The sequence below is a fragment of the Dentiradicibacter hellwigii genome (assembly GCF_041770905.1).
GTDB lineage: Bacteria > Pseudomonadota > Gammaproteobacteria > Burkholderiales > Rhodocyclaceae > Propionivibrio > Propionivibrio hellwigii.
In genome coordinates this window covers 1,010,529-1,029,826 of record NZ_JBEUWX010000002.1, presented here as the reverse complement: position 1 = coordinate 1,029,826, position 19,298 = coordinate 1,010,529, and the positions used below count along the sequence as shown (strand labels likewise).

Below are 19,298 nucleotides of genomic sequence, written 5' to 3'. Positions count from 1 at the left end.
TTTAAAACAGTAAACCTAGTCATTTTCACTAATTCCAATAGCGTAAAATGCAAGTCTATTATAAAAATATAAATAATCTTCTAAAATAAAGCATGGCCCATTCTTGCCTTTTAAATTAGTATCATTTTGTTTAAATTCTATCTTAGAATTTTTGTCTTTTAAATTTAAAGATAATGAACCAAGCAGCTTATTATTTATTGCTAGTTTTTCATCTATAGATAAACAAAAAGATTTTTCATGTCCTGTTGGTGGTAATAAAGAAACTTCAACTCTTGATAAAATCATATTTTTATTTCTATTATGAAATCCAAATAATAAAAAATTTTTGCTATTTTGATAACAAACAGCTTGTGTTCCATATTCTCCAAAATCAAATCTTTCAGTAAACCCATACTTCTTGTCAATTTCTTCAAGAGTCGTTTGATTCAAAGAAAAAATATTTTTCCCTATAGTTATAGGGTAATTGCATAAAGATTCTGCTTTGGTGGTAAAAGTAAACAAGATCAATAAAATAAATAAGGTAAATCTCATCTGACTACCTCCAGATGATCTCCAGAATTTAATGTATCTCTAACAGCTCTAGGCATAATAATGCAGCCTTCTGAAGCATCTCTCCTTGAGTTGTCACCATGAATGAATTAATTAAAAATATACTTATTTTGATAAGTACAACTATAAGAATTATTTATAAATAAAATTTAGTTATTTCTCAATATTTGTAATACATGAATAATTACCAACTTGATCAATTGAAAAATATTTTAACTTAAAATGAGTAGGGTTGTCTGATAATATAAATTTATAAGCATATGGAGTGTTTGTAAAAATCATTACTTCATTATCTAATGCCTTCGCAAATATTATATTTTCTCTAGAGTTATCAATAAAATTATTTTTATTTTTTTCTATAAAATATACACTACCCCAGCCATCTTTAAGAAGATCTTCAATATTTCCTGTCTTAATTTTAAACTTATTAGCCCTAAAGCTACCAACGTTATAGCTCATTACTCTCCCAGTAGAAACAAATTTTTCATTTTTAATAAATCCTGCTTCTGCAATCCACATAAATTCATCATAATTTTCTGTTTTTTTATTTTTAAACCATTTTAATTTTTTCCGAGATTTATTTAATGGAAAAAATGCCGCAATCTGCTGATTATGCTGAATAACAGCACAACTAATCTTAGGTTGTACCGATTTTCCCTCGGCGTATAATATCAATGGTAAAAAAATTAATGTAAATAAAACAGATATTTTTATATTCATACTAACGCCTTATATTTGTCCTAAATCTTTGAAAAAGTTTTGTTCCTAACCCGCATTTCTCACAGATAGAAGGTGCATCGCGGCCGGAGATATGAGAAAGTTTTTTTGCGAGAACGACTTAACCATATCTCTGAGGAAGCCGCGATGCCGACACAGTGTACCGTAGTCAGCCCATGCGCGAAGCGTATTGATGGCCGCCAGGTGGCGGTGGATTTCGACGGAGGGCAGATCAGTTCGGATGCGGGCGCGCTGTTGCTGCGCGAGGTCGATCGCACCTTGCGGCTGACCGAACGGGTGGCGGCCTGCTTCGAGGATGGGCGCGATCCGGAGCTGATCGAACACACGGTGCACACGTTGGTGATGCAACGGATCGTGGGGATCGCGCTGGGCTACGAGGACCTGAACGATCACGATCAATTGCGCCGTGACCCGGTACTGGCCACGCTGGCCGGTAAGCTCAGCGCTCGGCGCAAGGGCTGCGAGCCGCTGGCGGGCAAGTCGACCTTGAACCGGCTCGAACATGCCCCCGACACCAAGGACGGTTCGCGCTATCACAAGATCGCTCACGATCCGGCGGCCTTCGAGTCGCTGTTCGTCGCGTGCTTCATTGAGGCGCACGAGCAGGCACCTGACGAGATCATCCTCGATCTGGACGCCACCGACGACCCGCTGCACGGCCAGCAGGAAGGGCGTTTCTTCCATGGTTACTACGGCGGCTACTGCTACCTGCCGCTGTACATCTTCTGCGGCCGACATCTGCTCGCCGCCAAGCTGCGCCGGGCCAACACGGATGCCTCGGCGGGCAGCATCGATGAACTCGAACGCATCGTCACCCAGATCCGCCGCCACTGGCCGGAGGTGCGCATCGTGCTGCGTGCCGACTCGGGCTTTGCGCGCGATGCCTTGATGAGTTGGTGCGAGCAGACGCACATCGACTTCGTCTTCGGGCTGGCCAAGAACGACCGGCTCAAGGCCCAGATCGAAACCGAGATGAGCCAGGCGCAGGCCGAATGCACCCAGACCGGCAAGCCCGCACGGCGGTTTCGCGACTTCACCTACCGCACCCTTGACAGCTGGTCGTGCGCCCGGCGGGTCGTCGGCAAGGCCGAGCAGCTGCCGGGCAAGGCCAATCCGCGCTTCATCGTCACCAGCCTGGACGCTCAGCGCTGGCCGGCACGCGAACTGTACGAGGCGCTGTACTGCGCCCGAGGCGAAATGGAGAACCGCATCAAGGAGTGCCAGCTACACCTGTTCGCCGATCGCACCTCAACGGCGACGATGCGGGCCAATCAGCTGCGGCTGTGGTTCGCCTCCTTCGCCTACGTCATGCTCGAAGCGCTGTGCCGCATCGGGCTGGCTGGCACCGAACTGGCCGAGGCCACCTGCGAGAGCCTGCGCCTGAAACTGCTCAAGATCGGCGCACGGGTCAAGATCAGCGTGCGCCGCATCCATGTCAGCATGGCCAGCAGTCATCCGTTCCAGACCACCTGGCGCCTGGCCCAGGCCAGACTCGCCCCCGGCTGATCCGCCACGCCACCGTGGCCCTGCTGATCCGATCGCGCTCCCGTTCGCGCGAGGCGGTCTCATGCCCAAACAGCGCCGCTTGCCCCCTCAACGCACCTGACCGCCCGCAGAACCTCACCCGCCTGCACTCCATTGGCCGCTCGCGGGCCTGAATCCTCGCGGTCACGGCAACGCGTGAAGGAAAAAGCCGCGCCAACGGGGGCCGAACCGTGAGGGTGTGAGAAATGTGGGCTAACTCAAGCCAGTCATCAATACCTGCCGAACCAGCTCCTTGTGCGGATATTAGCTCTGGAAAATAATAAGGTTCGATGCAAACATATCCTTCTGGAATTTCTGATGTCTTTGTATGAGGTTTATATGGGATATAGTCTGCGGCTGTTTTAATTCCATTTTTTCCACAAGTCAACCCATCATCTTCCATCCATTTTCTACAATATTGAGTGTAATCATAAGGAGAAAGCGCTTCCCATATTTTTCTATTTGGATTCACCTGGTCAAACACCTTATCGATCGGATAATTTGGCTGAGGTACCAGATCAGCGGTGGCCTGGTCCAAGGCTGCCTGTCTTGAAGTAATCCGTGATGCAACCCTGCGTTGAGCGGCATTACCGCTTAAGCCCAAGGGGTCTATCCATCCCAAAGGATTTCTCACATAGGCAAACAGATTCATTTCCCCGCCGTCAAGTCCGATGGGATCCTGACTGATATAAGCGCCCAGCCTGGGGTCGTAGAAGCGATGACGGTTATAGTATAGGCCGGTGGCTTTATCGTGCTGCTGCCCGGGCAAGCGCAGCGTCTGCTCGATGTGTTCAGGGTCGGCGTTAAACGCTTCCTCAATGTTGCCCCAGGGGTCATGACGGGCAGCCCAGCACACGGCGCCGGCCTCATCAGAAAGCGCCAGCGGCAAACCAACGGGGTCACAATGATAATAATAAACCTGCGGCGCCTCTCTAGCGGAAGAAGTCCGTACCGACGGTAAAACAGTCCTCCCCGTTTGTAAAGATTGCCTGCCTGTCCCGCTATTACTGGATAGCTGACTTACTAAATAATTTGGGTGTTTCAATAAACTATTTTTCCTATGCTTTCAAGCTTTCCACCTTTTATATTAAATGCAGTTTGATCAAACCAGATAATATTTTCTTCTTTCTTTATAAATAAATTATGCTCTGGCGTTTTCTTTATAGCGCTTTCCAGCTTAGCTTGTAACTCATTTTCTGTTATTCCTTTCCATTCCGATAAAATAAGAAATTGTAAATTTTCTACCGAGTTTTTTTCAGAATCATATGCCTGTTTCATGTAAGTAAGTGAAATTGAGCAGTCAATCCAAAAATAAGCAAATGCAACACATCCAACAAGGCTAATGATAGAAAATACTAAGAGAAAAGTAACAAAACGCATTTCGGTTCACTTTCCTATACTAAAAGCGCGGTTGGCAAAGTCCCTGCATTGATTGCTATTCCAGGGCGTCCAGCTATATTTAGATCTGTCTGAATTTTCCAAATATTCATTAATGTATCTGCGGACTTTGTTTTCGTCTATATTACTGTCGTATGTTAAGTTGCTTGGCTCCTTTATTTGTATTGTAATTATTTGTCTCAATATAATACTTATAGTATTGAATTAAATTTAGTAGCTATTTTTAATTTAAATCTTCTATATTTTTTATTTAAAAAATAAAATATAAATATATATAAAAATATATTTGTTATAACTTCTGTATATTTAAGAAAGTCTGATTCTATATATTTCTCTATAATAATATTTTTTTGCCCTGCGTCAATGCCTACTAAATAAAGCAAAGCTATTACTAAATATGGTATAGGCTTTATAACTAAATAAACCAAAAAATATAAGCCTGGATAGTTACAAATATAATATTTTAGTATATTTAATTGGCTTCCAGTTTCTTTTTGAAAAGCATAAATAATCCCAATGCTTGTTATAATAATATAAAATATAAAGTCAAAAAGAAAGAAAAAAGATAAATATTCATAACTCGTTCCAAATGGAAGAAGAGATGCTATGCTTGGAATACTAAAACAAAGAAACAAGTAACCTCCATAATTTATTTCCTCGTTTTTCTCTATTAATGCAGCTTCTATTTTTTTAGAGGACAATGTAAAGTATTTTTTACCAGTTTTCATTCTATCTTCCTATTCTTACTGCACGTGCACGAGAGCGTATTAGTCTTTGAAATATTTCTAAAAAATCATCTATATCTGCACTTGGCGCCGAAGGTGTTTCAAGACTTCCTCCTAATTCAGCACATGAACAATTTTTCTCCGGGGGATTTATAGTTGCAGGAGGAATGTAGTTGTTTGATTTTACAATTCTACAAGTTAAACCATCTGAACATATCCATGTTTTGCAAGCTCGATCTAATGTTTTGTAGTCATATGGACTCAAGGATTCCCATATTTTTCTATTTGGATTCACCTGGTCAAACACCTTATCGATCGGATAATTTGGCTGAGGTACCAGATCAGCGGTGGCCTGGTCCAAGGCTGCCTGTCTTGAAGTAATCCGTGATGCAACCCTGCGTTGAGCGGCATTACCGCTTAAGCCCAAGGGGTCTATCCATCCCAAAGGATTTCTCACATAGGCAAACAGATTCATTTCCCCGCCGTCAAGTCCGATGGGATCCTGACTGATATAAGCGCCCAGCCTGGGGTCGTAGAAGCGGTGGCGGTTATAGTACAGGCCGGTGGCTTTATCGTGCTGCTGCCCAGGCAAGCGCAGCGTCTGCTCGAAGTGTTCGGGGTCGGCGTTAAACGCTTCCTCGATGTTGCCCCAGGGGTCGTAGCGCGCCGCCCAGATGACCTGTCCCTTGTCGTCGGTCAAAGCCAGCGGCGCGCCGATCTGGTTACAGTGAAAGTAACGGATCTGCAGGGCGTTTGAGGCGCGCGCGTGTTTGCCTTCGCCTTCGTGTTTTCCTTCCCGTTCGCCTTCATCCTCCTCTTCCCGGAGTCCGCCCTGCCTGAGAATGCTTTCGGCCTGCGCCTTGATCTGTTGCTGTAGCTCGCGTACCTCTTCGCTGCCCAGCTGTGCAAGGCTGTTCATTACGCGCGCTATGGCTTCTTGCTCAAGAAAATATTTTTCATTGTTAACTATGGTTAATTAACTTCCCTGAATGTTAAGCACAAAAAATAAAAAAATTAGAAGCGACAATAATACAGCTATTATGCCAAATATGACTAAGTATATAATGTTAAAAATCCTGTTATTAATATTTATGGATGAAAATATTATAAAGTTATATATAAATAAAGTTATAAATATAACAATAGCAAAGAAGTAAGTTTTATATCCTCCAAAAAATACAGGAAGAATCCAGATATGGATAAGTAATAATAATCCTGTTGCTGATAATATAGAAGCAATTGATTTAAAAATACATGAATTTACCATTACCTTCCTAGCCTTCCCCAAAAATCAAAATTACTAAGAATGTATAATTAAAGTATTATTGGCCGTAAACTATTTATAAAGACTGATACAAATTTATTCAAAATAGCGCCTATAAATAATTTATTTGTGTTATACAGGTATAGGATTGTAAAGGATATGGTGTATGAAACGTCAACTTTGCGTGAGTAGGGTAACTACCAAAAATCAGTTTAACGACATATTCTTCCCTGCTAAAAAGAAGAACATTTTGATTGTGAAAAGCACTTCCTATTTTAATATAGCCAATTTTTATATCTGCATTGGCCCTTTGCTGCTTATCAGTAGTATTCATATAAACACTACCATTACTGCTTATTTCTCTTAATAAATCTTTAAGACTTCCGGTATTATTTTGTTTTTGAGGAAATTCATTTCGATGCCCTAAACCAAAGGCATACGTAGATGGCTGAAATTTATTATTTACGAAGACCCCCGGCTCAACTACCCATGAATAGTCAATCTCATTAATTTCTGCTGGCTTTGTATTCCAAATCCAGGTTTTCTGCTTAGGATTAATTATGGAAAAATTTGCGACAAATTTTGTAGATTGAACAGCTACAATACATTCTGGCGAAAAATTTTGTCCCTTACTATAAGCTATTGAAGTACAAATTATTATTGGCGTAACTAAAAAAAGATAAAGAAATCTCATCGCCGCCCTCCTGTATTTCTGGTACGTGCCTTCTGTATCATCTCTAATAAATCATCAATGTCTGCTGTAGTTGCAGAACCCTGATCGGCAGGATTATCTTTTAAACGAATTCTGTTACATTTTTCACCTGCCGGAAGTGGCATTACTTTTGGAGTCTTTGGAATACTATCAGTACTTCTTCCAATTATTTTTCCAGGTTTTTCATCAAATGGATGGCAAACTCTTTCAGGATTATCAAATTCCCATTCGTGGCATTCCATAGAGTAGTCATATGGACTCAAGGCTTCCCATATTTTTCTATTTGGATTCACCTGGTCAAACACCTTATCGATCGGATAATTTGGCTGAGGTACCAGATCAGCGGTGGCCTGGTCCAAGGCTGCCTGTCTTGAAGTAATCCGTGATGCAACCCTGCGTTGAGCGGCATTACCGCTTAAGCCCAAGGGGTCTATCCATCCCAAAGGATTTCTCACATAGGCAAACAGATTCATTTCCCCGCCGTCAAGTCCGATGGGATCCTGACTGATATAAGCGCCCAGCCTGGGGTCGTAGAAGCGGTGGCGGTTATAGTACAGGCCGGTGGCTTTATCGTGCTGCTGCCCGGGCAAGCGCAGCGTCTGCTCGATGTGTTCAGGGTCGGCGTTAAACGCTTCCTCAATGTTGCCCCAGGGGTCATGACGGGCAGCCCAGCACACGGCGCCGGCCTCATCAGAAAGCGCCAGCGGCAAACCAACGGGGTCACAATGATAATAATAAACCCGCAAGGGACCGCCTCCAGATGTTCTACCTGCGCACTGTTGCCAAAAGCAGCCATACTCTCGCGCATCGCCTCAATAGCCTGCACCTCCTCCTCCAGCACTTGAGTGAATAAAACTGAGAATGAAGCTGACTGAATTAATTAATATTTAAATCTAATAATGCCTACAACTTCATCAATTATTTTTTAAATAAATATAAAATTTTGACTAAAAAGTACCACCAAAAAGAATTGAGCAAAATAAACAAAGTCTCACCACCTGTATATTTTGAAATTATAATTGATAAAAAAGAAAATGGAATAGCTAGTAAGAAAATTAAAAAACCTCCCCAGCTTCCTTCAAAACTAATTAGTTTTATTAAACAACATAAAATAATATAAATAAATGCAGTGCTAAATGCTAATAAATTTGACTTATCCATAAACTTATCTTGGCCAATTATTAAACATCCAGTTAACATCGAAATTCTGTGGTGGTACGTAACAGAAATTTGCATTTGGACCAGGGTCAGGAGATGTATTATTAGCCATCCATACTTCCAATCCTTTTTTGGCTGCCCATGAAATCCCTGATGGTAATTGTGAGTTTCGAGATGCTCCTGCAAGCGCTCTATCACACTGCGTCATACAACTTCCCCTATCACTTGAGGAGCATGGAAAATTTTCTCGACAATGATAATAGCAAATGTCATGGTTCATGCATGCTCTATCAACCATATCAATAGGCTGCTGATAGTAAGAGTTAGGCTGCGGCGTATATGTATGGTGATGTCCGCCAGTCCAGTTAGGACCACACCAATTTCCATGATATTTGAAACCTTCCAATCCCCACGGATCCATCCACTGTACCGGATTTCTGACATAACTGGAGAGATTGATTCCGCCGTCAAGTCCGATCGGATCCTGGCTGATATAAGCGCCCAGCCTGGGGTCGTAGAAGCGGTGGCGGTTATAGTACAGGCCGGTGGCTTTATCGTGTTGCTGCCCCGGCAAGCGCAGCGTCTGCTCGAAGTGTTCGGGGTCGGCGTTAAACGCTTCCTCGATGTTGCCCCAGGGGTCGTAGCGTGCCGCCCAGATGACCTGTCCCTTGTCGTCGGTCAAAGCCAGCGGCGCGCCGATCTGGTTACAGTGAAAGTAACGGATCTGCAGGGCGTTTGAGGCGCGCGCGTGTTTGCCTTCGCCTTCGTGTTTTCCTTCCCGTTCGCCTTCATCCTCCTCTTCCCGGAGTCCGCCCTGCCTGAGAATGCTTTCGGCCTGCGCCTTGATCTGTTGCTGTAGCTCGCGTACCTCTTCGCTGCCCAGCTGTGCAAGGCTGTTCATTACGCGCGCTATGGCTTCTTGCGCTTCGCTTTGCTCCTCCGGCTGCGCACAAGCGGGTTGGTAGAGTTCGATGAGCGGAGTAAAACTGTATTCATCCTCATAGACGATGTGTGTTGTGCCCGTAGGGCTTTTGATCTGAACCAGATGATCCCCGTCCCAGCCGTAATACGTGGTTCGGGTTGTTTCCGTGGGCGCCGGCGGGGTTTGCGGCGCTTGCGCGGTTTGCATCGTTTGTCTGTGCGATGATTGCAATGCCTGCGGCGCCTGTGATGCCTGAAGCGTTTGTGTTTCCTGAAGGTCGCCGTCCCGGCCGTAGGCGGTCTGTTCGTTGATGATGGGTGCGCTGGTTTCTGTTCTGGTTTGCCTGGCCGGGCGCGTTTCTTCTCCGGGGCGTGCGGTTTGCGTGGTTGTTGTTTCGTAGGCGATGACGGTTTGACTCAGCCGCCGGCCGAAGGGATCGTAACGGTAAATGCTGGTGTAGGCGGGACGGCCGTGCGCGTCGAACTGACGCACTTCAATGAGCCGGTTATCGACATCGTAGAAGAGTTCCTGACGCCCGCCCTCCTTAAGGGAATCGGCGCCGATGCGGTTGCCCTGGGCATCGTACCGGTAGGCGGCCTCATCGCTGTGTCCGATGCGGTTGTCCGGCCAGCAGGCGATGCTGCCCGCTGTCGCCCCCTCTCCCTCTATCTGCACAGGCGCCATCATGGGGTCTGACGGCACGTGTGGAAGGTGTGTGCGGACAGGCGATTGCCCGGCGGCCCGGAGAAGGGATTGGGATTGGAGTTGTGATTGAAGTTGGGGTTGTTGAGGCTGGGGCTGGAATTGGGATTGGGGGTGAGATTGGGCGTAGGTGCGCCCGCCCGCAGCTTCTCCGGGATGCGACCACGGTAGCCGGTTGCCGGCCGGGTCGAAATGCCAGTGCAGGGCACGGCCGGAAGGGCCGCTGCCGGTCTCCCCAATGAGCCGGCCGGATGCATCGTAGGCGTAATGCAGGACTTGGGGATGGGTCTGGCCCTGGGTGAGGCCGGTAAGCTGACCCAGGGCATCGTACTGATACCGGCGTTTGTAGAGCTGTCCGATGAGCGGCGCCGGGATGCTGGCGGCATTGCCCAGCTGCCAGTGCTCTCCTTCGGTCTGCCCCCTCAGGGTGAATGTCTGGATGCGTTCGGCGCCGTTCTTGTAACGGCGGCGGGTTTCCCGGTGCAGGGCGTCGCGTTCAAGGCTGAGGACTTCTTCTCCGTTCAGGAGGAGGCCATGCAGGTGACCGGCGCCATAGCGCAGGTAATCGACCCGGCAGATGGCCTGCTCGCTGGCGGTGCGCCTGCCCAGCGGGTTGAGGGTGTGGCGAATGGCGTGCTCGTATTCGACGGGCGGCGGGGCGCCATCCGTCGCGAAGTTGCTCTGCGCATAGAGCCTTTGCGTTTCTCCGGTCAGACGTCCGAGGCTATCGTACGCCATGCATAGCTCGCTGCACAGGCGGGGGGTCTCCTGACCGGGCTGCTGCAGGGCGTGCGTGACGCGGTTTAAGGCGCCGGCCTTGTCGTAGTGAAGATGGGCGATGCGCTGGACGGTGCCTTGCGATCCGTGCTGGCTGCTCAGGATTCGGGTGAGATAACCGGCCTTGTTCCACTGGTAACAGTGGCGGCGGCCCTCTCCGTCGTGATGGGCGATGAGATGACCTGCCGCATCGTACTGGTAGCGTTGTACTCTGCCGTCAAAGCCGGTCTCTTCGATGAGCCGGTCCATGAGGTCGTAGGCGAAGCGGCTGACCGCGCCGTTCTCGTTGGTCAGTTCGATGAGGCGGCCGGCTTCGTCGTAGTGCATGCCGATGCGCTGGCCGCCGTGCCGGCGTTCAACAAGGCGGCCCCAGAGGTCGTAGCAGAGGCGGGTTTCGGAACCGGCGACGGCCTGGTCATGGGCATCCTGCTGCCAGAGACGGGTGATCTGGCCAAAGTCGTTCCACTGCTGGCATAGGCGCGATCCGTCAGGCAGACAGGTTTCGGTCAGCTGACCGGCTTCGTCGTAACGGTAGGCGGTGCGCTGGCCGAGGGCATCGGTCTCTTCGGTCAGCGCGCCGAAGAGGTCGTAGGCGTAGGCAGTGCGCTGCCCCGAGCAGTCGGTATGGCCGACAAGCTGGCCGGCCGCATTGTAGGCAAGATGCCGAATGCCGCCGCGGGCATCGATGATGCTGACGGGCAGATGGGCGGTGAGCGGGGCATTCTGTGGGTCGGGGTAGTGGTAGTGGGTGGTCAGCGCGGCCTCTTCGTCCTGGTCGGCCCCTTGCTGATGGATACGGCTCAGGCGGCCGAAGGCATCGTAGGCGTAACGTGTGGTGCGGCCGGCCTCATCGGTGGTTTCGGCAAGCTGGCCGGCGTCGTCGTAACGGGCGCGGCTGTAACTGCCTTCCGGGCCTTGCAGGCCGGTGATGCGCCCCTGTCCGTCACGGCGCAGATAACGGGTGCCGCCCAGGGGGTCGGTGAGGGCGGTGAGGCGGCCGAAGCTGTCGTATTCCATGCGCTCGATGCTGCCGTCGGCGCGCTGGTGTTCGGTCAGACGGGATAAGCCGCCGCTGCCGGTAAAGCGGTAGATGTCCTGCCGGCCCAGGCTGTCGGTCACTTCGGTGCGTTGGCGCATCTGTCCGTCGGGGGACGGGGGCTCGGAGAGGTAGGTGAAGCGGTAGTTCAGGCCCTGTTCGTTGTGCTGTTCGATGACGCGCGCCCCGGGCAGGGGGGTGCCGGATGCCTCGGCCTGGCCTTCGTAGCGGTAGCGGTGCCAGGGGCCGCCGCGATAGCGGTGGGCGCTCATCAGGTGGGCGGCGTAGGCAAATTCGCGGACACGCCTGCCGCTGCGGTCATGAACGCCGATGAGGTCGCCGGCACGGTCATAGACGTAGCGCACCAGGGGCAGGGGAACGCCGGTCGGCGGGTTCTCCCAGTCGATGCGTTCGAGCCGGATGCCGGTCTCCTGCTGCCAGCCGGCCTGGGCATTGTGGCCGGGGCCGGTCGGCGGGCGCGGCAGGGCCTCTCCCCGTGCCAGCGCTTGCAATCGCCGCTCGTGTTCCTGTTGCCAGGCAGCGGCGGCCCGGGTGTCAAGGCAGGTGTAGTGAAGACGGTAGCGCCGGCCTGTGCCGTCCGTAATGAGGCAGGGCAGGTGACCGGGCAAGTCGACCCGGTCAGCGGGTTTGCGCTGCTGTTGCCATTTGAGCGGCAGGGTGCGCTGTTCTGGCGGCAGGTCTTCGGCGTACAGGATCTTCTGTTCACGGCCGATAAGATCGCGTCGTGTAACCAGACGCCAGTATCCAGCTTCTCCAGGGGTGAAGTGCCAGAGGATGCGCCCGTCGCTGTCGCTGGCGATGATGTGATTGTCCGATCCGGCCCAGGCGACAGGAACATGATGCCATTGGGACTGGCTGTGCCAGGCCGGAAGGGGGGAAGCGTTCTCTGTGGCTATGGGTATAACCGAGGCGTCGGCATGGGCGGTACGCGCCGCGGGCAGGGTAGCGCTGGCCACCGGGATGGGGGAACGGGGCTGTAGCGCGGATGCGCTTTCCCCGAAGTGGTGTACGCCATGACCCTCTACAGGGGCTTGTGCCGGTGATGTGCTCTCAGGGCCGGCTTGACCGCCGCGCAGCAGGTAGATGTCTTCGCTGGGGCTGTAGAGGGCTTCTCCCGGGTGCAGCGGTGTCGGGAAGCGGAGGATGCGCCCGGCGCTGTCAAAGAGGCTCACTCCGTTTGTGTCCAGATGCAGGGAAAGTTCCAGGGCGCTCTTCCAGCCGTAGCCGAACAGACCGCAGGCGCCGCCCTGTTCGGCATTGACGTAGCTGGAGTAGTGCCTTTGCCAGATAAGGGACAGGGCGCCGGGCAGGGCGAAGTCTTGTTCTTCTTCTCCAACCAGTACTTTGGCGCCCAGCTGTGGATTGACCGGGGCGCCAACCTGTAGTCCGCCCGGACAGACCGAGCAGGCTACCGCCCCCTGGTCTCCTATCAGGACGCTCGAGGAGCCGCTCACGATCACTCCGTGTGATACCCCGTCTCCTAGGCGCGCCGCTGAACGTCCCATAGGCCATTTCCTTTCTGGTATCTGGCTAAATCAGATAATGATATTAAATCATGGTTTAGCCACCAGGGGCGAGTGTCCCTTGATCTTCAGTCCTGTTCTCTCCTGAAGCATCTGCTCAAAATTGCGGTAAGCCGGTTGTGGGAAGGCTGTTCGGGTAATCTTGATAATCCGGCCGTCTTTCAGGCGCACCTTTAGCGTGTCCAGCGCCTGGAACGGCTTGCGTTCAAACTCAATCCATAACCGCTCAATCTGTGAGTAAGAAATGTCGCGATAATGTCTCTGAAATGAACTGCGGTAACTGAAAAAGGTCTGGTTATACTGGATTTTAAAGGCTTCCAGTATATATATTACATATACGGTGACCAAATTCATTGCAATAAAAAACTTCCCTATTTCAATTGTTTCTTTTCTTCTAAACTCAAATTTAAATGCCCCTATTATTAATATAATATTAAATATAAGAAAAAATGTATAAAAAAACCATCGACCACCCAAATAGGCTCTAATCATTACTACATCATTATTCATGACAGTCATAGATTATTTATTGCACTTGTCAGTACAGGTCAGCGCCTCATAGGCGGTTGCGGCAACTGAGCCACCAACCGTTCCAGACAGTCATAAAAAAATTAATATAAAAAATTAGCTTAAAAACTGGACTGTTAGTCTTTTGAAGCTTGTTCAACTATTCCTTTTATTAACTCATCAGAGTTGATATTCCATTGGAAAATTTCATATGAATTATTATTTTGAATTAATATGAAAGTTTCAATTCCTGTACCTTTGGAAAATTCAGAGGTATATTGCGCCGCAACTACGGACTCTCCTTTTGAATTGGTTGTTTTTGTTACGCCAGTTAAAGAAGATTTTTTTATTTCCCCAAGAACTTTATAAAGCAAATTAAAAGTTTTAATAAACTCATCTTTGCTGATTGCATTTTTCATTCCTTGATTTGATTTGTCATAAATCTCAGAATCTTTTTTCTTGTTGTAACTTTCATGAAAGTCAGATACTACGGCATCAATCTTGTTTATATCAAACTCTTGCTGGCTGCATGAGGAAATAAATACCACAAAAGAAAAAGCAATAGTTAAGAGAATATTTTTCATTAACTTAATCCTTTTTGCATCCTGGTGTGCATAATGTGTATTGTTGACATGTCATTAAACCACCGCTAGTACCACCACCTAATCCAAGTCCCCCTGATAATGTAATGTTGCTAGGCTTTGATATCTCAGTCAGCACACTCATGCTTCCTTTCCCAAGAACTCCACCCTCGCCAAATAAACCGGCATGAAATGTTACACCAGATGAAGGAGGTGCATTGGTTAATAGCCCATTTACCCCAATCCCTCCACTTGCACCAGGGCCTATTGTTTGGCATGTCGTGATATAAGCACATACTCTTGGTATAAATTCATGTCTATTTTTCCCAATAGCAAGACCAATACTGCCATTTCCTCCCGCCATAACGTGTCCCCCAATATTGGCTTCAACAGATAATGTACCGTTTAAACCTACTGGTGCTCTATAACCGATTGCACTACGGTGCATTGCTTCTGAAATCTGGGCTGGAGTTGCCCCTTGTTGTGCCATATGCATACCAAGTGATACTTGATCTGCTACGCCAGCAAATGAAGATTGAATGAGTCCGGCTATGTCCTGCAACCCCCACGGATCAATAGCCCCGAAAGGATTATGCGGATACCTGTAGGGCTGCATTCCACCTGCCAACCCGATCGGATCCTGGCTGATATAAGCGCCCAGCCTGGGGTCGTAGAAGCGGTGGCGGTTATAGTACAGGCCGGTGGCTTTATCGTGTTGCTGCCCCGGCAAGCGCAGCGTCTGCTCGAAGTGTTCGGGGTCGGCGTTAAACGCTTCCTCGATGTTGCCCCAGGGGTCGTAGCGTGCCGCCCAGATGACCTGTCCCTTGTCGTCGGTCAAAGCCAGCGGCGCGCCGATCTGGTTACAGTGAAAGTAACGGATCTGCAGGGCGTTTGAGGCGCGCGCGTGTTTGCCTTCGCCTTCGTGTTTTCCTTCCCGTTCGCCTTCATCCTCCTCTTCCCGGAGTCCGCCCTGCCTGAGAATGCTTTCGGCCTGCGCCTTGATCTGTTGCTGTAGCTCGCGTACCTCTTCGCTGCCCAGCTGTGCAAGGCTGTTCATTACGCGCGCTATGGCTTCTTGCGCTTCGCTTTGCTCCTCCGGCTGCGCACAAGCGGGTTGGTAGAGTTCGATGAGCGGAGTAAAACTGTATTCATCCTCATAGACGATGTGTGTTGTGCCCGTAGGGCTTTTGATCTGAACCAGATGATCCCCGTCCCAGCCGTAATACGTGGTTCGGGTTGTTTCCGTGGGCGCCGGCGGGGTTTGCGGCGCTTGCGCGGTTTGCATCGTTTGTCTGTGCGATGATTGCAATGCCTGCGGCGCCTGTGATGCCTGAAGCGTTTGTGTTTCCTGAAGGTCGCCGTCCCGGCCGTAGGCGGTCTGTTCGTTGATGATGGGTGCGCTGGTTTCTGTTCTGGTTTGCCTGGCCGGGCGCGTTTCTTCTCCGGGGCGTGCGGTTTGCGTGGTTGTTGTTTCGTAGGCGATGACGGTTTGACTCAGCCGCCGGCCGAAGGGATCGTAACGGTAAATGCTGGTGTAGGCGGGACGGCCGTGCGCGTCGAACTGACGCACTTCAATGAGCCGGTTATCGACATCGTAGAAGAGTTCCTGACGCCCGCCCTCCTTAAGGGAATCGGCGCCGATGCGGTTGCCCTGGGCATCGTACCGGTAGGCGGCCTCATCGCTGTGTCCGATGCGGTTGTCCGGCCAGCAGGCGATGCTGCCCGCTGTCGCCCCCTCTCCCTCTATCTGCACAGGCGCCATCATGGGGTCTGACGGCACGTGTGGAAGGTGTGTGCGGACAGGCGATTGCCCGGCGGCCCGGAGAAGGGATTGGGATTGGAGTTGTGATTGAAGTTGGGGTTGTTGAGGCTGGGGCTGGAATTGGGATTGGGGGTGAGATTGGGCGTAGGTGCGCCCGCCCGCAGCTTCTCCGGGATGCGACCACGGTAGCCGGTTGCCGGCCGGGTCGAAATGCCAGTGCAGGGCACGGCCGGAAGGGCCGCTGCCGGTCTCCCCAATGAGCCGGCCGGATGCATCGTAGGCGTAATGCAGGACTTGGGGATGGGTCTGGCCCTGGGTGAGGCCGGTAAGCTGACCCAGGGCATCGTACTGATACCGGCGTTTGTAGAGCTGTCCGATGAGCGGCGCCGGGATGCTGGCGGCATTGCCCAGCTGCCAGTGCTCTCCTTCGGTCTGCCCCCTCAGGGTGAATGTCTGGATGCGTTCGGCGCCGTTCTTGTAACGGCGGCGGGTTTCCCGGTGCAGGGCGTCGCGTTCAAGGCTGAGGACTTCTTCTCCGTTCAGGAGGAGGCCATGCAGGTGACCGGCGCCATAGCGCAGGTAATCGACCCGGCAGATGGCCTGCTCGCTGGCGGTGCGCCTGCCCAGCGGGTTGAGGGTGTGGCGAATGGCGTGCTCGTATTCGACGGGCGGCGGGGCGCCATCCGTCGCGAAGTTGCTCTGCGCATAGAGCCTTTGCGTTTCTCCGGTCAGACGTCCGAGGCTATCGTACGCCATGCATAGCTCGCTGCACAGGCGGGGGGTCTCCTGACCGGGCTGCTGCAGGGCGTGCGTGACGCGGTTTAAGGCGCCGGCCTTGTCGTAGTGAAGATGGGCGATGCGCTGGACGGTGCCTTGCGATCCGTGCTGGCTGCTCAGGATTCGGGTGAGATAACCGGCCTTGTTCCACTGGTAACAGTGGCGGCGGCCCTCTCCGTCGTGATGGGCGATGAGATGACCTGCCGCATCGTACTGGTAGCGTTGTACTCTGCCGTCAAAGCCGGTCTCTTCGATGAGCCGGTCCATGAGGTCGTAGGCGAAGCGGCTGACCGCGCCGTTCTCGTTGGTCAGTTCGATGAGGCGGCCGGCTTCGTCGTAGTGCATGCCGATGCGCTGGCCGCCGTGCCGGCGTTCAACAAGGCGGCCCCAGAGGTCGTAGCAGAGGCGGGTTTCGGAACCGGCGACGGCCTGGTCATGGGCATCCTGCTGCCAGAGACGGGTGATCTGGCCAAAGTCGTTCCACTGCTGGCATAGGCGCGATCCGTCAGGCAGACAGGTTTCGGTCAGCTGACCGGCTTCGTCGTAACGGTAGGCGGTGCGCTGGCCGAGGGCATCGGTCTCTTCGGTCAGCGCGCCGAAGAGGTCGTAGGCGTAGGCAGTGCGCTGCCCCGAGCAGTCGGTATGGCCGACAAGCTGGCCGGCCGCATTGTAGGCAAGATGCCGAATGCCGCCGCGGGCATCGATGATGCTGACGGGCAGATGGGCGGTGAGCGGGGCATTCTGTGGGTCGGGGTAGTGGTAGTGGGTGGTCAGCGCGGCCTCTTCGTCCTGGTCGGCCCCTTGCTGATGGATACGGCTCAGGCGGCCGAAGGCATCGTAGGCGTAACGTGTGGTGCGGCCGGCCTCATCGGTGGTTTCGGCAAGCTGGCCGGCGTCGTCGTAACGGGCGCGGCTGTAACTGCCTTCCGGGCCTTGCAGGCCGGTGATGCGCCCCTGTCCGTCACGGCGCAGATAACGGGTGCCGCCCAGGGGGTCGGTGAGGGCGGTGAGGCGGCCGAAGCTGTCGTATTCCATGCGCTCGATGCTGCCGTCGGCGCGCTGGTGTTCGGTCAGACGGGATAAGCCGCCGCTGCCGGTAAAGCGGTAGATGTCCTGCCGGCCCAGGCTGTCGGTCACTTCGGTGCGTTGGCGCATCTGTCCGTCGGGGGACGGGGGCTCGGAGAGGTAGGTGAAGCGGTAGTTCAGGCCCTGTTCGTTGTGCTGTTCGATGACGCGCGCCCCGGGCAGGGGGGTGCCGGATGCCTCGGCCTGGCCTTCGTAGCGGTAGCGGTGCCAGGGGCCGCCGCGATAGCGGTGGGCGCTCATCAGGTGGGCGGCGTAGGCAAATTCGCGGACACGCCTGCCGCTGCGGTCATGAACGCCGATGAGGTCGCCGGCACGGTCATAGACGTAGCGCACCAGGGGCAGGGGAACGCCGGTCGGCGGGTTCTCCCAGTCGATGCGTTCGAGCCGGATGCCGGTCTCCTGCTGCCAGCCGGCCTGGGCATTGTGGCCGGGGCCGGTCGGCGGGCGCGGCAGGGCCTCTCCCCGTGCCAGCGCTTGCAATCGCCGCTCGTGTTCCTGTTGCCAGGCAGCGGCGGCCCGGGTGTCAAGGCAGGTGTAGTGAAGACGGTAGCGCCGGCCTGTGCCGTCCGTAATGAGGCAGGGCAGGTGACCGGGCAAGTCGACCCGGTCAGCGGGTTTGCGCTGCTGTTGCCATTTGAGCGGCAGGGTGCGCTGTTCTGGCGGCAGGTCTTCGGCGTACAGGATCTTCTGTTCACGGCCGATAAGATCGCGTCGTGTAACCAGACGCCAGTATCCAGCTTCTCCAGGGGTGAAGTGCCAGAGGATGCGCCCGTCGCTGTCGCTGGCGATGATGTGATTGTCCGATCCGGCCCAGGCGACAGGAACATGATGCCATTGGGACTGGCTGTGCCAGGCCGGAAGGGGGGAAGCGTTCTCTGTGGCTATGGGTATAACCGAGGCGTCGGCATGGGCGGTACGCGCCGCGGGCAGGGTAGCGCTGGCCACCGGGATGGGGGAACGGGGCTGTAGCGCGGATGCGCTTTCCCCGAAGTGGTGTACGCCATGACCCTCTACAGGGGCTTGTGCCGGTGATGTGCTCTCAGGGCCGGCTTGACCGCCGCGCAGCAGGTAGATGTCTTCGCTGGGGCTGTAGAGGGCTTCTCCCGGGTGCAGCGGTGTCGGGAAGCGGAGGATGCGCCCGGCGCTGTCAAAGAGGCTCACTCCGTTTGTGTCCAGATGCAGGGAAAGTTCCAGGGCGCTCTTCCAGCCGTAGCCGAACAGACCGCAGGCGCCGCCCTGTTCGGCATTGACGTAGCTGGAGTAGTGCCTTTGCCAGATAAGGGACAGGGCGCCGGGCAGGGCGAAGTCTTGTTCTTCTTCTCCAACCAGTACTTTGGCGCCCAGCTGTGGATTGACCGGGGCGCCAACCTGTAGTCCGCCCGGACAGACCGAGCAGGCTACCGCCCCCTGGTCGCCTATCAGGACGCTCGAGGAGCCGCTCACGATCACTCCATGGGATACCCCGTCTCCTAGGCGCGCCGCTGAACGTCCTGTCATGATGACCTCGCGCAATGTTGATTTGCCATTTCTTGTATG

General features: G+C 52.5%; 14 protein-coding genes. 1 reads left to right on the top strand and 13 read right to left on the bottom strand.

Annotated elements, in window-relative coordinates:
- Positions 1–15 precede the first annotated feature (15 nt).
- On the bottom strand, positions 16–531 hold the full coding sequence (locus tag ABCS64_RS06995; protein ID WP_418891151.1) for a hypothetical protein: 516 nt from the start codon (positions 529–531) through the stop codon (positions 16–18).
- A 171-nt stretch (positions 532–702) separates the two neighbouring features.
- On the bottom strand, positions 703–1,269 hold the full coding sequence (locus tag ABCS64_RS06990) for a hypothetical protein (protein WP_418891150.1): 567 nt from the start codon (positions 1,267–1,269) through the stop codon (positions 703–705).
- 144 nt (positions 1,270–1,413) lie between these two features.
- Between ABCS64_RS06990 and ABCS64_RS06985 the strand changes: the two genes are divergently transcribed.
- A complete protein-coding gene (locus ABCS64_RS06985) occupies positions 1,414–2,793 on the top strand; it encodes an IS1380 family transposase (protein ID WP_418890032.1) in 1,380 nt (459 codons plus the stop codon).
- On the opposite strand, the gene ABCS64_RS06980 is transcribed toward ABCS64_RS06985, so the two are convergent.
- The 11 genes from ABCS64_RS06980 to ABCS64_RS06930 form a co-directional block, all read right to left on the bottom strand.
- Positions 2,723–3,856 carry an RHS repeat-associated core domain-containing protein gene (locus ABCS64_RS06980; protein WP_418891149.1) on the bottom strand — a complete coding sequence of 378 codons (1,134 nt, stop codon included), beginning with the start codon at positions 3,854–3,856 and terminating at the stop codon, positions 2,723–2,725. The genes ABCS64_RS06985 and ABCS64_RS06980 overlap by 71 nt on opposite strands.
- Entirely contained in the window at positions 3,853–4,191 is a 339-nt protein-coding gene (locus ABCS64_RS06975; RefSeq protein ID WP_418891148.1) for an Imm58 family immunity protein, read from the bottom strand. Before ABCS64_RS06975 ends, ABCS64_RS06980 begins: the two co-directional genes overlap by 4 nt.
- A gap of 209 nt (positions 4,192–4,400) precedes the next feature.
- Entirely contained in the window at positions 4,401–4,937 is a 537-nt protein-coding gene (locus tag ABCS64_RS06970) for a hypothetical protein (RefSeq protein ID WP_418891147.1), read from the bottom strand.
- 1 nt (position 4,938) lies between these two features.
- Positions 4,939–5,853, bottom strand: coding sequence for an RHS repeat domain-containing protein (locus tag ABCS64_RS06965; protein ID WP_418891146.1), 915 nt, complete (start codon positions 5,851–5,853; stop codon positions 4,939–4,941).
- Between the two features lie 457 nt (positions 5,854–6,310).
- Positions 6,311–6,892, bottom strand: coding sequence for a hypothetical protein (locus ABCS64_RS06960; RefSeq protein ID WP_418891145.1), 582 nt, complete (start codon positions 6,890–6,892; stop codon positions 6,311–6,313).
- The gene (locus ABCS64_RS06955; protein WP_418891144.1) at positions 6,889–7,656 is read right to left on the bottom strand and encodes an RHS repeat-associated core domain-containing protein; all 768 of its coding nucleotides are present in this window, start codon (positions 7,654–7,656) and stop codon (positions 6,889–6,891) included. The genes ABCS64_RS06960 and ABCS64_RS06955 overlap by 4 nt, the downstream gene beginning before the upstream one ends.
- Positions 7,657–7,828: 172 nt before the next feature.
- Positions 7,829–8,071 (bottom strand): hypothetical protein, encoded by a 243-nt coding sequence (locus ABCS64_RS06950; RefSeq protein WP_418891143.1) that lies wholly within the window; start codon positions 8,069–8,071, stop codon positions 7,829–7,831.
- Between the two features lie 4 nt (positions 8,072–8,075).
- Positions 8,076–12,980, bottom strand: a complete 4,905-nt coding sequence (locus ABCS64_RS06945) for an RHS repeat-associated core domain-containing protein (RefSeq protein WP_418891142.1) — start codon at positions 12,978–12,980, stop codon at positions 8,076–8,078.
- 99 nt (positions 12,981–13,079) lie between these two features.
- Complete coding sequence (locus ABCS64_RS06940) at positions 13,080–13,568, bottom strand: hypothetical protein (protein ID WP_418891141.1); 489 nt, start codon at positions 13,566–13,568, stop codon at positions 13,080–13,082.
- A gap of 125 nt (positions 13,569–13,693) precedes the next feature.
- Positions 13,694–14,140 carry a hypothetical protein gene (locus ABCS64_RS06935; RefSeq protein WP_418891140.1) on the bottom strand — a complete coding sequence of 149 codons (447 nt, stop codon included), beginning with the start codon at positions 14,138–14,140 and terminating at the stop codon, positions 13,694–13,696.
- A 4-nt stretch (positions 14,141–14,144) separates the two neighbouring features.
- On the bottom strand, positions 14,145–19,205 hold the full coding sequence (locus tag ABCS64_RS06930; RefSeq protein WP_418891139.1) for an RHS repeat-associated core domain-containing protein: 5,061 nt from the start codon (positions 19,203–19,205) through the stop codon (positions 14,145–14,147).
- Between the last annotated feature and the right edge of the window lie 93 nt (positions 19,206–19,298).

Coding starts and splice junctions, on each gene's coding strand:
- ABCS64_RS06970 (WP_418891147.1), bottom strand. CDS start 4,937: ATGAAAACTGGTAAAAAATACTTTACATTGTCCTCTAAAAAAATAGAA.
- ABCS64_RS06965 (WP_418891146.1), bottom strand. CDS start 5,853: ATGAACAGCCTTGCACAGCTGGGCAGCGAAGAGGTACGCGAGCTACAG.
- ABCS64_RS06960 (WP_418891145.1), bottom strand. CDS start 6,892: ATGAGATTTCTTTATCTTTTTTTAGTTACGCCAATAATAATTTGTACT.
- ABCS64_RS06935 (WP_418891140.1), bottom strand. CDS start 14,140: ATGAAAAATATTCTCTTAACTATTGCTTTTTCTTTTGTGGTATTTATT.
- ABCS64_RS06985 (WP_418890032.1), top strand. CDS start 1,414: ATGCCGACACAGTGTACCGTAGTCAGCCCATGCGCGAAGCGTATTGAT.
- ABCS64_RS06990 (WP_418891150.1), bottom strand. CDS start 1,269: ATGAATATAAAAATATCTGTTTTATTTACATTAATTTTTTTACCATTG.
- ABCS64_RS06975 (WP_418891148.1), bottom strand. CDS start 4,191: ATGCGTTTTGTTACTTTTCTCTTAGTATTTTCTATCATTAGCCTTGTT.
- ABCS64_RS06995 (WP_418891151.1), bottom strand. CDS start 531: ATGAGATTTACCTTATTTATTTTATTGATCTTGTTTACTTTTACCACC.
- ABCS64_RS06950 (WP_418891143.1), bottom strand. CDS start 8,071: ATGGATAAGTCAAATTTATTAGCATTTAGCACTGCATTTATTTATATT.
- ABCS64_RS06940 (WP_418891141.1), bottom strand. CDS start 13,568: ATGACTGTCATGAATAATGATGTAGTAATGATTAGAGCCTATTTGGGT.